The sequence below is a fragment of the Bifidobacterium sp. ESL0745 genome (assembly GCF_029433335.1).
In the GTDB taxonomy this organism is placed as follows: domain Bacteria; phylum Actinomycetota; class Actinomycetes; order Actinomycetales; family Bifidobacteriaceae; genus Bifidobacterium.
This window is the reverse complement of the sequence record NZ_JAQTHX010000001.1, coordinates 253732-269198: the sequence shown is the minus strand read 5'-3', so window position 1 is coordinate 269198 and position 15467 is coordinate 253732. Positions and strand designations below refer to the sequence as shown.

Annotated in this window: 13 protein-coding genes; 2 read left to right on the top strand and 11 right to left on the bottom strand. The window is 58.2% G+C overall.

What is annotated here, in order from left to right; translation table 11 throughout:
- Window positions 1-153: 153 nt before the first annotated feature.
- From murD to mraZ, 8 genes are all read right to left on the bottom strand, one after another.
- Window positions 154-1566, bottom strand: a complete 1413-nt coding sequence (murD, locus tag PT275_RS00935; RefSeq protein WP_277153607.1) for a UDP-N-acetylmuramoyl-L-alanine--D-glutamate ligase — start codon at window positions 1564-1566, stop codon at window positions 154-156.
- A gap of 149 nt (window positions 1567-1715) precedes the next feature.
- A complete protein-coding gene (gene mraY, locus PT275_RS00930) occupies window positions 1716-2819 on the bottom strand; it encodes a phospho-N-acetylmuramoyl-pentapeptide-transferase (RefSeq protein WP_277151457.1) in 1104 nt (367 codons plus the stop codon).
- The gene (murF, locus tag PT275_RS00925; RefSeq protein ID WP_277153606.1) at window positions 2816-4402 is read right to left on the bottom strand and encodes a UDP-N-acetylmuramoyl-tripeptide--D-alanyl-D-alanine ligase; all 1587 of its coding nucleotides are present in this window, start codon (window positions 4400-4402) and stop codon (window positions 2816-2818) included. The genes mraY and murF overlap by 4 nt, the downstream gene beginning before the upstream one ends.
- A 145-nt stretch (window positions 4403-4547) precedes the next feature.
- Window positions 4548-5435, bottom strand: coding sequence for a UDP-N-acetylmuramyl peptide synthase (locus PT275_RS00920; protein WP_277151455.1), 888 nt, complete (start codon window positions 5433-5435; stop codon window positions 4548-4550).
- Between the two features lie 62 nt (window positions 5436-5497).
- Window positions 5498-7312 (bottom strand): penicillin-binding protein 2, encoded by a 1815-nt coding sequence (locus PT275_RS00915; RefSeq protein WP_277151453.1) that lies wholly within the window; start codon window positions 7310-7312, stop codon window positions 5498-5500.
- A gap of 1 nt (window position 7313) precedes the next feature.
- On the bottom strand, window positions 7314-7760 hold the full coding sequence (locus tag PT275_RS00910; RefSeq protein WP_277151451.1) for a hypothetical protein: 447 nt from the start codon (window positions 7758-7760) through the stop codon (window positions 7314-7316).
- Window positions 7760-8845, bottom strand: coding sequence for a 16S rRNA (cytosine(1402)-N(4))-methyltransferase RsmH (rsmH, locus tag PT275_RS00905; RefSeq protein ID WP_277151449.1), 1086 nt, complete (start codon window positions 8843-8845; stop codon window positions 7760-7762). The genes PT275_RS00910 and rsmH overlap by 1 nt, the downstream gene beginning before the upstream one ends.
- Window positions 8845-9336, bottom strand: a complete 492-nt coding sequence (gene mraZ / locus PT275_RS00900) for a division/cell wall cluster transcriptional repressor MraZ (protein ID WP_277153605.1) — start codon at window positions 9334-9336, stop codon at window positions 8845-8847. Before mraZ ends, rsmH begins: the two co-directional genes overlap by 1 nt.
- A 546-nt stretch (window positions 9337-9882) precedes the next feature.
- Between mraZ and PT275_RS00895 the strand changes: the two genes are divergently transcribed.
- On the top strand, window positions 9883-12216 hold the full coding sequence (locus PT275_RS00895; RefSeq protein WP_277151447.1) for an AAA family ATPase: 2334 nt from the start codon (window positions 9883-9885) through the stop codon (window positions 12214-12216).
- 43 nt (window positions 12217-12259) lie between these two features.
- Here PT275_RS00895 and nrdR read toward each other — a convergent pair whose 3' ends face one another.
- Entirely contained in the window at window positions 12260-12721 is a 462-nt protein-coding gene (gene nrdR / locus PT275_RS00890) for a transcriptional regulator NrdR (RefSeq protein WP_277151446.1), read from the bottom strand.
- A 127-nt stretch (window positions 12722-12848) separates the two neighbouring features.
- Window positions 12849-13181 (bottom strand): LysM peptidoglycan-binding domain-containing protein, encoded by a 333-nt coding sequence (locus PT275_RS00885; RefSeq protein ID WP_277151444.1) that lies wholly within the window; start codon window positions 13179-13181, stop codon window positions 12849-12851.
- Window positions 13182-13387: 206 nt separating this feature from the next.
- On the opposite strand from PT275_RS00885, the gene lexA reads away from it, so the two are divergent.
- On the top strand, window positions 13388-14053 hold the full coding sequence (gene lexA / locus PT275_RS00880) for a transcriptional repressor LexA (protein ID WP_277153604.1): 666 nt from the start codon (window positions 13388-13390) through the stop codon (window positions 14051-14053).
- A gap of 293 nt (window positions 14054-14346) precedes the next feature.
- Here lexA and PT275_RS00875 read toward each other — a convergent pair whose 3' ends face one another.
- A complete protein-coding gene (locus PT275_RS00875) occupies window positions 14347-15288 on the bottom strand; it encodes a cation diffusion facilitator family transporter (protein WP_277153603.1) in 942 nt (313 codons plus the stop codon).
- Between the last annotated feature and the right edge of the window lie 179 nt (window positions 15289-15467).

The following is a 15467-nucleotide window of genomic DNA, read 5'->3' as shown; positions in this document are numbered from 1 at the left end:
CTTATCCGCGACTTCGGCTTCTCATCACTGGCGTAAGAAAGCCGAGATTCAGAGGTTCCGGTCCGTGAAACCGACGACATGGCCTTCCGGGCCTTTTGTGGCTTCTTCCCGGAGCGACGGGCCTGTTTACCTTGATCTCGATCATAGATACGTCTAGCCATGGTTGGCCACCCAATCACGGGCGGCGTCGGCGAACTGTGAACCGCGGTCGGCATACGAGACGAACTGGTCCATCGAAGCACATGCCGGTGCCATCAACACCACGTCGCCGCCTGAAGCATACTTGCCCGCGGCTTCGACCGCACGCGCCATCACACCCGACTTGTTTTCCGGATCGATGATCGTCAGCGGGATGCCGGGGGCACTGGCTTTGAACGCCTCAAGCATGGGCGTCTGGTCGACGCCGATGATGACGGCCGCCTTGATGGTTTTGGCCTGGTCGGCGACAAGATCCTCGAAATGCCCGCCCTTGGCCAGTCCTCCGGCGATCCAGACCACGGACTTGGGCTTGTAGCTGGAAAGCGAGGCATGGGCGGCGTGGGCGTTGGTGGCCTTGGAATCGTCCACGAAACGCAGCGTGCCGCCATCCTTCAGATGTGCGGTGGCGACGGTCTGGATGCGATGGCCGCCGGGGGCGAAGGCGCGCAAGGCGTCAAGGCAACGACCGGGATCTGCGCCAAGTCCCATGGCCAGCGCCAAGGCGGTGATGGCATCGGCCAGAAGATGCGGATAGACCGTACCGTCAGGCTCGCACAGATGCGAGAATTCGGTCACTTTGGCCAATGCGTTCATATCGCCGGCCGGAGCCCCCGCCAAGCCACTGGCATCGACAATCCAGCCATCGGATACGCCGATCTGGCCAGGTTTGGGAGCGTTCAATGTAAAACCGATTTTACGGCACTCCGGACCGACCTGGGCTTCACCGGCCAAGGCCGAGACTCGCGCATCATCGGCGTTGAATACCAATACCCGCTTGGCGTTGTGGAAGACCTTGGATTTGTCGGACGCATAGTTGGCCATACCGCCGTGCCAATCGAGATGATCGGCCGCGATATTGGTGATGGCCGCGCAATCCAGCGCCAGCGAATCGGTGAAATGCATCTGGAAACTGCTCAGTTCCACGCACAGCGCGTCGTGCTTCGGATCAACCGCAGCCAGACTCACGGATTTGCCGATGTTGCCGACGGCGGGGGCGTCCATGCCGCAATCGGTGAGCATGGCCGAGACCATTTGGGTGGTCGAAGTCTTGCCATTGGTGCCGGTGATGCCGATCCACGGGGCCGGTTCGTGCAAGGCCGAATGCTCGGCCGGAACCCGCAGGCTCCAAGCCAGCTCGACTTCGCTGATAACGGGAATATTACGACGCTGGGCTTCAAGAAGAAAAGGCGTGCGCGGATTGAAGACCGGTGAAGCGACCACGATATCGACGTCGTTCCAGTCGATGTCGTCGAACGAATGCAGATCGGCTTCGGGTTTCTTCTCATCAACGCCGATAACGCGACCGGCACGTCCCTGCAATGCTTGAACGGCGCCGCGACCGGAAACCCCGAGACCGGCTACCAGCATGGTTTTGCCGGCAACATCCAAATGTGACAATCCGTCCTCGTTGCCGGGACGATGAACCGATGCAAAACCAGAATCCCCTGTTGCCTGCATTTAAAATCAACCTTTCCTTGTCCTTTACGTCGCCGGACGTCTGAAAGCGGTTGCACCGCCTAGATCAGCAAGCCGGAGCGCGATGCCCAATCCGCATAGAAAATCATGAGCCCGATCAACACAAACATGAATTCGATCATCCAGAAGCGCACGACGACTTTCTGCTCGCTCCACCCCATCAACTCAAAATGATGATGGATCGGCGCCATCTTGAAGACTCGCTTGTGGGTGAGTTTGAAACAACCCACCTGGATGACATCGCTTAACGCCTCGATGACGTAGAGCCCGCCGATGATGACAGCCAGGAACTCGGTGTGTGTGGCGATGGAAAGCGCGGCGAAAAGCCCGCCCAAGGCCAGTGAACCAGTGTCGCCCATGAAAATAGTGGCAGGGTTCGAGTTGTACCAGAGGAAGCCGAAGCAGGCCACGGCGGCGCAGGCCGCGATGATCGTCAGATCCAACGGGTCGGAGACCGCGTAGGAATAGCCGATCTTGGGGCCTCCCTTGACGTGATAGCTTTCCCAGAAGGCGATGATGGTATAACCGGCCAGGGAGATCATCGAGGAACCGGTGGCGAGCCCGTCGAGCCCGTCGGTCAGATTGACGGCGTTGGTCCATGCGATCATCAGGAAATTCACCCAGATCACGAAAATGACGATGGCGACGACCTTGCCGGCAAACTCGAAACTGAAGAACGGATGCTCGATGAAGCTCATACCGGCCTGCGCCGAGGGGAATCCGGACTTGGTGGGAATCAACAAGGCCAAAACCGCATAGATCGTGGCGAAAACGAACTGGCCGAAGAACTTGCCGCCGACGCTCAGCCCGGTATTCTGCTTTTTGCGTACCTTCGCGAAGTCATCGATGAAACCCAAGGCCCCCATGGAGACCATGGCGAAAAGCACCAGTACGGCAGACCACGACACGCTTTGCCCGCCTGTCAGACCTCGATAGAGAGCGGAGGCGCCCCAGCCGAACAAGACCGCGAAAATGATGACGACGCCGCCCATGGTGGCCGTGCCACGTTTCAAGAGATGCGATTGCGGTCCATCCTGACGGATGTATTGCCCATAATGCAACCGGTGCACCACTCTGATCATGACCGGCGTGCCAATCATCGTGACCAGCAGCGAGACCACGATACCGATGATGAGGGAAATCAATGTTCCGGCTCCACTTCCTGTTGCGTTTGCTTTTCCATGCGCGCCCAACGCTCCGCCAGGGCGGAAAGCCCCGAAAAATGCGAACCTTTGAGCAGCACGACGGTGTCTTGATGCCGGCGGACGATATCCGCGACCAGCCTCTCGGCCTCAACGGCACTATGTACCCATTGCACCACGACGGGGGTACGCCCCGGCGTTCCGGGAACCTCGTCTTGGGCCTGCTGCGCCCCCTGCGCCAAAGCGGAGGCGAGCGCGTCGAAGTGCTTGTCGGTTTCGTTGCCCACGGCGATGATTTCATCCAACCCCAACGAGGCGGCGTAGGCACCCGTGCGCCGATGCAGATCCATCTCCTCGTCCCCCAGTTCGAGCATCGCGCCCAATACAGCGACACGATAGGGGTTCGGGCGATTTTGCGCCTCGCTTCGCACGCCGTCGTCTGCGTTCCTGTCAACCGATTCCCAGCGGGCAAGCCCGTCGAGTCCGGCACGCATGGAATCGGGATTCGCGTTGAACGAATCGTCGATAAGCGTAAACGTTCCGGCGCCCTTACCCAGGTCAACCGTCGAGACGGCCATGCGATGCGGGCTGATATGCTTGACATCGCCCAGCCCTTCGGCGATTTGTGCGATCGGCATGCCAAAATGGCTGGCGACCGTGGCCGCAGCCAATGCGTTGATGACATTGTGGGACCCGCCAATACCCAGATTCACCCGCGCACGCTCGCCGTTCGGGGCAAGCAGAGTGAAACTGGGACGGTCCAAGGCGTCGACGGTGATGTCAGTGGCGCTCATCCTGCCGACATCCGGCCTGGCCTCACCGTCCAGCCCGAACCACAGCACCTCACCGGGCGCGAATCGCGTCATCGCTGCCACGCGCTTGTCGTCAGCGTTCAGCACAGCAATGCCACCGGTCACCAGACCTTGCACAATCTCGCTTTTGGCCTGGGCGATGCGCTCAACGGACCCGAACTCCCCCAAATGAGCGACGCCGACCTTGAGGACCACAGCAAGATCAGGAGGCACGATGCGCGTGAGCCCTGCGATTTCGCCGACGTGGTTCGCCCCCATTTCGGCGACGAAGAAGCGTGTATGCTCGCCGACCTTCAACGCGGTAAGCGGCAGGCCTATTTCGTTGTTGAACGAACCGACGGGAGCCACAGTCGGCCCAAGCTGCGCCATCAGCGAATGCAGCAGGTCCTTGGTCGTCGTCTTTCCGACCGAACCGGTGATGCCGATGACGGTAAAGTCCGTCCCAAGCTCTCGCCGACGCACGATATTGTGCTGCGCCAAGCGTCCCAAGGCTGCGACGGTGTTTTCCACCACGATCTGCGCTGTATCGTCCGCTCCCTGTACCACGTGATCGACCAAGGCGGCCACAGCGCCGGCAGCTGCGGCACCGGCCACGAAATCATGGCCGTCCACGCGCTCGCCGGGGATGGCAACGAACACCGATCCCTCGCTGATCTGCCGGGAATCGCTTACGGTGGAGGTTGCCACCGCCCCTTGCGGCAGCGTGTCTCCCGCTCCAATCACCAAGCGGCCATCCACCGCATCCGCGATTTCCGCGACCGTCATCGGCATCATGGTGCTCACCGGCTGTGATGCCTCGGATGTCTTGTTGCTCAACGTATGCCGCCTTTTGATGTTGCCGTATTCTTCCATGCGCCCCTTGAGGGAAGCGCCGTCTGGTTTATCGGTAAACCACGGACCGAACAAACCGTAAACAATCTCATTGCAATTCCTTGGAAACACGCAAGGCGTTGCGGATGTTGCTGCGGCGAACGCCGGCATCCATGGCCATGGCGATCGCCAGGGAAAGCCGGCGCTGGCCCTCAAGGCTCTCGGAAATCGAGGTCTGGCCCGCCAACCATCCGGATTCCTCGTTGCACGTGACCAGATGCTTGCGCTCATCGATCGAGAACCCATAGCGCTGCCGCATCGCTTCAAGCGTGCCTGCAGCTTGGTTCCTGTCCAATATGTCGATGGAACCCAACACATCCACGTTGACGCTTTCAAGAGCCCCGGGACGTAAGGTCTGCGTGTCGGCGGCGATCACCATCGCGGCCGCGCCGTCTTCGGAACACACCGCGAGCGTGTGCTGGATGTCAAGGATTCCCAGAGGATAGGTCATTTCAAGTTCTCGCTCCAGAGAACTGGAACCGGAAGCGCTGACGATGCCCACCGGATTGCCGAGCATATGCAGAAAATCGGCGAGCCTGATCACGTCGGCCTGTACTTCCTCGTCATCCCGGCCACAGACCACGAATACCGCCATGGTATTGGCGGGCGTACCGGCGATATCGGCGGCCAACGCGCCCATCGTCTCCTTATCCACCGTAGCAAGAAGGGCCGGGACACCGGCCGATTGCGCCGCCGACGCGAAGGCAGGCGGTGCCAGCACCGCGTATGCGCCACGGCTTGCAGCAAGCGAAAGCAGCGAGGAATCGCCTCCGGAAGGAAGGACGAAAAGGGCTCCGGGACGCACCGAATCGGGGCGGTCGGCAATTGAGGTGACGGTGACCCCGTCGGCGAACTTGGGTTCAAGATTCAGACCATAATGGCCGGCGATATAGCCCAACGTCACACGTCGTGAAATCGATTCGCTTACCACGCTCATGTTTCGGCCCTTCTCAATTCAAACGCAGGAACCATCGCTGCCTGTTGCTGCCTCATGATTGTTCACCACGTAACAGGGATAGCATCAGTGCGCGGAGCTGAGGCGGGGACTTCGTACTTCTGCATAAGGAATTCACCGATTTGCTTGAAGAGCGCGCCGCTGGTGATGCCGCCGTAGATGCCCTGCGGGTTCTTCATCGCCACGGTGACCACAAAACGGGGATTGTCGGCGGGAAGTATGCCTGTCCAGTCGGCGACGATGCTGTCGAGGGCACCGCTCGGCCCGGCGACCTGGGCGGTTCCGGACTTGCCGGCGATACGATAACCGTTGATACCAACCGTTTTCTGATAGTGCTCGGCCGACGATTCCATGGCGTTCATCAGCTGCGAATCGACATTGGGATCGAGGATACGCGTACCTTCGTCCTGCGGTGTGGTGGTGACATGGCCGTCGGCGTTGGTGATCGAATCGACGATGGAAAGCTTGCGGTAGATGCCGCCGTCGGCCACACTCGCTATGGCGTTGGTCAGCTGCAGGGCGTTGGTGGCATAGCCCTGTCCGAACAGGATGGTGTCGCGGGTGCGTTTATCCCAGGCGTTGGGATTGGCCAGCGTTCCCCGCGACTCGCCGGGAAGGTTCAGACCCGTGGGCTGCCCTATGCCGAACTTGGTGAGCATGTCGTAACGGTCCTGGTCCTTGTAGTTGTCGGAGGCCATGACCATGCCGACGTTCGAGGATTCCTGAAGGATGCCGGCCAAAGTCCAATTGGAAAGCGGATGGTTCTCGGAATCCTTGAAGATCTGGTTGTCTTTGTTCAGATGGTCGGGAACCTGGAACCGGTCGGTCATCTGGTGGATGCCATGCTGCATCAGACCCGCCATCGAGAAGGTCTTGCCGATAGAGCCGGGCTCGAAGGTCTCGGATACTGCACGGGAGACATTGAGTTTTGCCTGATCGCTGCCGGCCTGGATCCCGTCGGAATCGTCAAGCGCGATGATCTTGTGCGTGCGTGTGTCCACCACGCAGGCGATGGCCCAATCCGCATTGTACTGTGCCTTGCCATCGGTCAGGACCTTTTTGACGAACCAATCGACATCTGAATCTATGGTCAGTTTGACATCGCTGCCGTTGCGCGCCGATTTCGAATCGGTCATCGTGCCAGGAATCTCCACCCCGTTGTTGCCCCGCTGGTAGACACGGTACCCGTCGCTGCCGGAAAGCGCGGCGTTTTGAACCTGCTCCATGCCAGAGGCGCCATTGGCCTTGTCATCGACACCGCCGAGGAACGCGCCCATCAACGTGCCGTCAGAATAGACGCGGTTCTGCGAGAGCTCGCCGTAGACGATGCCTCCCAAGCCAAGCTTGTCGAGTTTGCGTTTTGCGGCCGGTTCCACGTCCTTTTTCAGGACGGTGTATCGGCCGGAGCCTGCGAGTTTGCCGCCAAGTTCCAAGGGATCCATACCCAGCACCGGCGCGACCAGCCTGGCCACTTGCGCCGCACCGACCAACCCCTTGGTCTTGTAGCCTTTCGATTGGTCGCTGGGATCGTTATAGATCACGCAATTGTTGGTTACCTGCTTGTTGCATACCGGCGCATATTCCTGAGCGTCCTTCGGGTCCGCGATGATTGTATAGCGCTCCACACTCTGCGCCAGCACCGCCCCGTTGGTGTCCAATATCTTGCCACGCATGGCGTATACCGGCACCTTCAAAGTGCGGCCTGCCGTCGCCGCCTCGGCCATTTCACGACCATTGAGCAGCTGCAGGTTGGCCAATTGCCCGAAACAGACGACGAAAATGAGCGCGATCACCGTGCCGATGACAGTGCATCGCGAGACGAATTTCCAGGGTTTGGCCTTGCTTGCGATCGAACGCATATCACTGACCTTTGCTCGTAGATTGATAGCCCTGAAGATCTATCGACAAGGGACCGGATTGGGGAACCATGCCCATTTTCTGCGCACGGTCAGGAAGGCTCGCCTGCAGGCCGTCGAGTTGGGCCTGATCGTCCTCGATGTCCTGATTGAGCTTGCTGATGTTGGTTTGCACCTGGGCCTGCTCAAAAGAGTTCTGTACCATCATGGTGCGCAACGCCAAGGAAACCAGCAATGCCGCGATGAGCATGACGATGGCGATGACGACATGGACCAGCGAGACGGTTTTGATACGCTCGAAGAGGCCGTCAGCGAAATCGTCGGTGTCTTTTTTACTTTTGCCGCCGCTGACGACTTCCAATTTCGGACGGGAAGAGGCCACATGGGACTCGTCGTCACGCCCTGCAGGGGCGACGTGGGAACGCACGGATCTGGCTGTTGCAGCGCTCATCATCCCCTCCTTTTCTTTTCGGTTTCGTGATTACGGATGCGCTCATGTGACGATTCGATGTCCTGGACTCCTCGTCCACCGTGTTCTTCCCGCGCGTCGTTGGCGAACCGGTTGCGCCAACGCACGGGGAGCTCGCGGCAAAGTTCGACGCCGCGCAATCTGACGGGCGCCGAACGTGGATTGTGCTCGATTTCGGCCTGATCGGCTTTCAGGGCCCCTCGCGTCAATTCCTTGAAGAATGGTTGGGCATCGGCGGGGACGATCGGCAAATCGGCGGGAGCGTCGACGCGCAACCCCTGAGCCATGAACGTCTTGACCGTGCGGTCCTCCAGCGAGTGGTAGGACTCCACGACCAGCCTTCCGTTCAGGGCCAGGTGGTTGGCAATTTGCGGCAATGTCTGCTTAAGCATGTCGAGCTCACCGTTGACCTCGATGCGCAACGCCTGGAATACGCGCTTGGCGGGGTTGCCCTTGCCTCGATGCGACTTCGGTACGACCCGATCGACCAATTCGTCCAGCTGACGGGAGGTCTTCAGCGGTTTCTTTTCGCGTTGGCGCACAATGGCACGCGCGATCGGCACCGAGAACCGTTCCTGCCCGTACTCACGGAAGATGCGAATGAGCTCACTTTGTGGGTATTCGGCCAGAATCTGCGCCGCATCGAAGCTTTGGCTCGTGTCCATACGCATATCAAGGGGGGAATCGTGCGAATAGGAGAACCCGCGGTCGAGCTCGTCGATCTGAAGGCTGGAGAGTCCCAGATCCATGAACGCCGCGTCGACCCTTGCGATGTTCAATCCGTCAAGCACGTCGGTGAACTCGTCGAACGCGGCATGAACGGGGGTGAACCGTGAGTCAAGCCCGGCTTGCCGCATACGCTCGGTGGCCATGGACAGTGCTTCCTCGTCGCGGTCGATGCCAATAAGGCGAGCCTGCGGCGCGGCATTGAGGAACGCCACAGCATGCCCGGCAAGCCCCAATGTGCAATCGACCACAACGGCACCTGAATGGCGCAACGCCGGGGTGACCAACTGGACGCACTCGTGCAAAAGGACCGGCTTATGGATATTCGTCAGATCGGTCATCACCACTCCACCGCCGGCAACACATCATCGGCTATATCGGAATAGCCCTCTTCCTGGGCTGCCAGATAGGCATCCCACGATTCCTTGTTCCAGATCTCCGCACGGGTGCCCACTCCGATGACGACGATGTCATCGCCCAAACCGGCATAACTGCGCAACGTCTGCGGCACCAAAACACGCCCCTGCTTGTCGGGTTCGCCTTCGACGGCACCTGAAAGGAAAACACGCAGATAGCTTCTGGTGGCCTTGTTACCCATCGAGGCGCGCTGGATCCGCGACGCTATACGACGGAATTCGGTTTGCGGCAGCAAATAGACGCATTTTTCCTGACCTCGGGCCATGACCATGCCTTCACCGAGTTGGGCGCGCATTTTGGCGGGCAATGCCATACGTCCCTTTTTGTCGATTTTCGGGGTGTACGTACCGAGCAGCAGCGGTTCGGGCTGGCCCATCGGCGCCATTGCGGGGTTGCTTGTCGCAGGTGCGGCCATCGCGCCGGCGCCAGGATTCGCCGAACCAGAAGCCGCGTTGGCATCCGCCATCGCTTCATTGGGGTGCGGTGAGGCAGAAAACGCGTTGCCGTCGATCGGGGTATTGCCGCGTCCTGCCATTTCGCCTTCCTTTTTTTCGATTGAATGTCAACAGTTTTGATAAGTCTTACAACTAGTTCACCACTTTACCCCACTAATCACCATTCTTCCCCACAAAAATGGAAAAAACTCTTTTTTTCTTCAAAAAATCACTTACGACCATGTTTTTATGATTCCGACTACGTAACGGGGCGTAGCCAGAGCAGTGATGTATAACATCCAGCTACAAACCTGGGGTGTTCGCCAAAAGATAATTCAGCCACGGCGATTCTCGGCAACGGCCCGCTGTTCACCGCGAATTCGTCTCGGAATCCTCGAATCCGACCGGGCCTCTTCCATAAGCACAATTGCGTCAATCGAAATAGAGTGCACAGACTAGACTGATTAATTCGAGTTTTTAAGCTTCATCCGGTTGAACAACCCAAACGGACAAAGGGGAACGAATACATGTCGAGCTACTCCTCGCAGATTGACGAAGAACAGCATGCGGTCGACCGCGCCTACGGTCGGCTTGACTCCCTGCGAGCGCAAACCCGCTCAAGGCTGGATGCCGTTCGTGCCGCCGGCGCACACGGTTCGCCCACCATGCGCACCGAACGGGACTCTTTCGCCACGATGTACGAGGACCGGCTCACCCAATTGCGCGGCGTCGAGGACCGTCTGGTGTTCGGGCGCATCGACAGCGACAAAGGCGAAAAACGCTATATCGGCCGCATGGGGTTGTTGAGCGAAAACCACGAGCCGATACTGACCGACTGGCGCGCCGAAGCCGCCCGTCCGTTCTACGAAGCCACGCCGACCGAGCACGGCGACATCGTCATGCGCCGGCATATCACCTTGAGTTTCCGCAAGGTGGTCGGCATCGAAGACGAGGTCCTTGACGTCAATTCCGGACAAGTGGGCCAGGCCGAGCAAAATGGAACACTGACCGGAGAAGGGGCCCTGATTGCCTCGCTCAACTCCAAACGCACCGGGAAAATGACCGACATTGTGGCCACCATCCAAGGTGAACAGGATCGCATCATCCGCGCGCCGATGGATCGGGCGATCGTCGTACAAGGCGGACCCGGCACCGGGAAAACCGCAGTAGCCCTGCATCGCGCCGCCTATCTGCTTTACACCCATCGTCGTCGGCTCGAACGTTCCGGCGTGCTCGTGGTTGGCCCCAGTTCTGCTTTTCTGCGCTACATCAACCAAGTGCTGCCTTCGTTGGGAGAAACGGGTGTGGTTTCGCGTACCATCGGCGATCTGGTTCCCGGCTTCAACGCCGACGGCACGGATTCGCCCCGAGCAGCCCAGCTGAAGGGCGAAGCCAGAATGGCCCATGCGATCGCCAATGCTGTGGCTGCAAGGGAGCGTGTTCCCAAACATTTGCCGACAGTGCGCATCAACGGTATGGACGTCGCAATGCGCAAAACCGACGTCATGCAGGCATTGGAAGACGCCAAACGTACCCGCTTGCCGCATAACAGGGCCAGGGAGACCTTTGTAAAAAGCGTCCTGAACGCGATGCGCAACCGGTACGTGGACAATCTCGATTACACCCCGGAACAGTCGGAAATCTCGGACGTGGCGATGCAGCTGAAAATGCACGATGAGATTCGAAAGACACTGAACCTCGCATGGCTGCCCATGAATGGACCTTGGCTGATCGATCAGCTGTTCGCCAAGCCCAAACAGCTGCGCCGATTCGCCCCCTGGCTTTCCGACAACGACATCGAAACGCTGGTACGGCCAAAGCACTCGCCGATGACGGCTTCCGACATCCCCCTGCTCGACGAAGCCATGGAACTGCTCGGCCCCGATCCGAAAATCTCGGCCCGCGAAGCCGCAGCCAAGGCCAAGCGCAATGAAGAGGAGCAATTCGCCAAAGACACCTTGGCACAGGCCGGCATCGGCTCGGGCATCGTCACTTCCTCGATGCTGATTGACAATATCAACGGCATCGATGCAGAGGCTGTGGCCCAGAAAGCAGGCGCGGACCGCGAATGGACCTATGGGCATATCGTCATCGATGAAGCGCAGGAACTCACGGCGATGGATTGGCGGATGCTGATGCGACGCTGCCCGTCACGTTCCTTCACCATCGTCGGAGACGTGGCACAGACGTCGGCATTGGGAGGAACCCGACGTTGGGATAAGACCATGGATCGTCTGTTCGGACCCAATGGATGGGACCTCAAAGAGCTGACGATCAACTATCGCAACCCCCAAGAGGTCTCTCAACTGGCAACCCGTTTCGCCGAGGACGAGGGGCTGTATGTATCCACCACAAAAGGCGTGCGCACGGTATCCGATTCGGTGCGGCGCGTCAACGCCGATGACCGGACATCAGCCAATGCCCTATTGTCAACCATCAATCACGCATCCTTGGATCTGGCGAACCAGTTTATTTCGAGCGACGGCACCGGTCGCGTCGCCGTCATTGCTCCCGATTCGCAGCTCACAGCAATACGCCGAAGCCTGTATCGGGCCTTGTCCCGAGAAAAGGGCGAGGCGATCGCCTCAAAACTAATGGGAATAGCGGAAGGCAAAGAACACAAAGAGACGGGCAGCGTTTTCGAGTCCTCGCTCAGCGATGCACCATTGAGCGTGTGCGATACACAGATGATCAAAGGCTTGGAATACGATGCCGTGATCTTGGTTCAACCCGGTGAAATCGCTCAGAATGCACCATCGCGTCTTTCAGGAGCGGCCGATCTGTACGTGGCGTTGACCAGGCCGACACAACGGCTGGCTATAGTTCGAACACCGGCAGACAAACGTCTGCTTGACCTGTAAGCCGGTAAACGGCCAACCGAAAAACGATTCGGCAGGAAGGTAACTATTCGGCAGAGAGCTCCTTGTCGGTCTTCAAATCGTCGATGGCCTTCTGAAAATCATCCAACCCGTTGAAATTCTGATAAACGCTGGCAAAACGCAGATAGGCTACCTCGTCGAGTTCACGCAGCGGCTTGAGAATTGCTTTGCCGATATCCTCTGACTTGACCTGCGCCAGCCCTTGGCTCCGCAGGTCCTCTTCAACCTGCTGACCCAGCTGCTTCAACGAGTCCTCGTCAATCGGACGCCCTTGGCACGCCTTTCGCACACCATCAATGACCTTCTGACGGTCAAACGGCTCAAGACTGCCAGACCGTTTGGTGACCAAAAGCATTGTGGTCTCTACCGTGGTGAACCTACGGCCACATTCGGGACATTCGCGCCGTCGCCTGATGGAATGACCGTCTTCACTGATGCGGGTATCCACTACTTTGGTGTCATTATGCTGGCAAAAAGGACAATGCATACTGTCACCATAACTAAAGGGCGGGAAAAGGGCAATGCCCACTTCCCCACAATTACAAGCTCGATGTATTCGTCATAGAAGTCTGCCGGCGGCAAGGACCAGTGCACACCAGATCTGTTTCAACGTCTCAGAGCTGTTCGGGCACCACAATCTGCTGACCAGGATGCAACTGATCGGAATCCAACTGGTTCAGATCCATGATCTTTGTGACCGTGTCCCCCACGTTTTTGCTTTTCGGGGTGATCTGCTGAGCGTACGACCACAACGTATCACCGGGACGAACAGTGTAGCTGGCGACGTTGGCATCCGATGTCGCGGAATTCGCCATATGCGGAGCGATAACCTGCCAGCCGGCCAATATCATAAAGGCAACGACGAGTGCGGCGATAACCCTGTTATGCACGATACGACGACGGTTGGCGGCATTGCGAACTTTTGCTTCACTTGTGTTTGCACTCATTTTGCACTCCTTCGAACATATGTACTAACGAACATTTGTTCTATATTGGCACACATGTTCGAAAAAAGCAAGGGAGAATCGAACATCTGTTTGATTTTGCGGCAAAAAAGGGTTATGCTGTAAGTTAAACGCCGAAAGGAACTATCGTGAGCACCCTCCCACCAACCCATAACCCTCATGGCAACGTTGTTCAGGCCACGCCGTCGCTGAATCTGACGGACCGACAGCGCAAAGTCCTGGAGGCGATTCGCAGGCATGTCTCCCGTTATGGTTTTGCACCCTCATTCCGCGAAATAGGCGAGGCGGCAGGGCTGAAAAGCCCCTCCTCGGTGAAACACCAGCTTGAGGTGCTCGAGGACAAGGGCTATATCAGGATGAACGCGAACAAGGGCCGCGCAATCGAACTGGTGGAGAACGAACCGAACATCCCTGCATCAAGTCAAGCCGCCAACGTCATTCCATTCAACTCCGGAGAAGAAAAAGACGAGGCCATCGCCCAATCGCACGATATTCCTCTGGTCGGCCGCATCGCTGCGGGCACGCCCATCACCGCCGAACAACATGTCGAAGACGTGATGAGGCTGCCGGAGCGACTCACCGGCAACGGCAATCTGTTCATGCTTGAGGTTCACGGCGATTCGATGATCGACGCGGCCATCTGCGACGGGGATTTTGTGGTGGTCCGCGAACAGGAAACGGCCGAGAACGGCGATATCGTCGCTGCGCTGCTCGACGGAGAGGCGACGGTCAAGACTTTCCAGAAGGATCACGGCCATGTGTGGCTGATGCCGCACAATCCCGCCTATTCCCCCATCGACGGCACCTATGCCACCGTGATGGGCAAGGTCGTCACCGTGCTGCGCAAGATCTGAGCCTGTACGATTGGAATACGGAAGCCTCGACAGCCGACAGTGATTCTTGCCGACACATGAATAGAATGCAAAACGAAGCATTCAATTTCATAGCTCGTCTTTCAATTTGTCAGGCCAAAAGCCAATAGGACACCGCTTTCCCATCCGACTTGTATGCGCAGCAGGAACAGCACGTCTGCAATTGCGTCTTTTCGAGCACTAACTGCAGTTATTATGCTGGAAAAGACGCATTGAGACATTCATTTTGCGTCTTTTCCAGCATAAATATGCGGGAAATGCTGGAAAAGACGCATTCAGCGGTGGATTTCCTCACTCTGGGATTGGCTGAACCCCTGCGGTTCCAGTTGGAACGTGGTGTGGGGAATCGAAACCGAGAAATGCTCGGTCAGGCAGGTATGCAGCTGATGCAGGATATCGGCGCCCTGGGCCATCGTCAGGCCCGGCTCCACGACGACGTGGGCGGTCAGGATCGGCATGCCGGTCGCCACCGTGGAGGCGTGCACATCATGGACGTCGACAACATGGTCGACGCTTTTCATATGCTTGCGCACCTCATCGAGATCCAATCCTTCAGGCGTTTCTTCGAGCAATACCTTAACCGCGTTCCTCATCAGGACAAATGCCCTCGGTACAATCAGCAACGCGATAATGGCACCGGCGACGGCGTCGAAGCCATGCCAGCCAGTGGTCATGATGACGATGGCCGATATCACCACAGTGAATGAGCCCAGCGCATCGTTCATGGTCTCAAGGAAGGCGGCGCGCATGTTCATATTGTCTTTATGCTGTCCGGAAAGCACAAACACGGAAATGACGTTGAACACCAAGCCAAGGATGCCAAAACCGAGCAGCATACCGACGCTCTGGACTTCCTCGCCGGAGATACCTGCCAGACGCAATACCGCTTCGATCAGGGCATAGATTCCAACCGCCATCAGAATCAGCGCGCCAAGGCCGGCCGTGATCGGCTCAAGCCGGGCCCAGCCCCAGGTCCGCTCCTTGTCGGGTTTTCTTCGCATCAGCACCGCCGTCACCGTCGACGCGGTAAGCACCGCGACATCGGTAAGCATATGCGCGCAATCGACCAGCAGCGCCAGCGAACCGGTGATGACGGCACCGACGACTTCGACCACGAAAATCGTCAGGGTCAGCCCCAATGTAACCATCAGTCTGGTCTGGTGCTCCTTCGCTTTTTGCTCGCCGGTCGGGTGTTCCGTTTTCCTTGTTTCGGCCATTTGAGTATCTTGCCGTTGCGTACCCATGTTCGCTCCTCTGTAGCGGTGCCATCGCTGCAACCTGACAGGCATGGCGGTGGACCGAATTCTCCTGCTTTGACGCTCATACGTTTTTAGACGTTGAACACCGTTTCACGAACGACACTATACGCGCGAGAATCCATGCGGGAGTTGGGTTT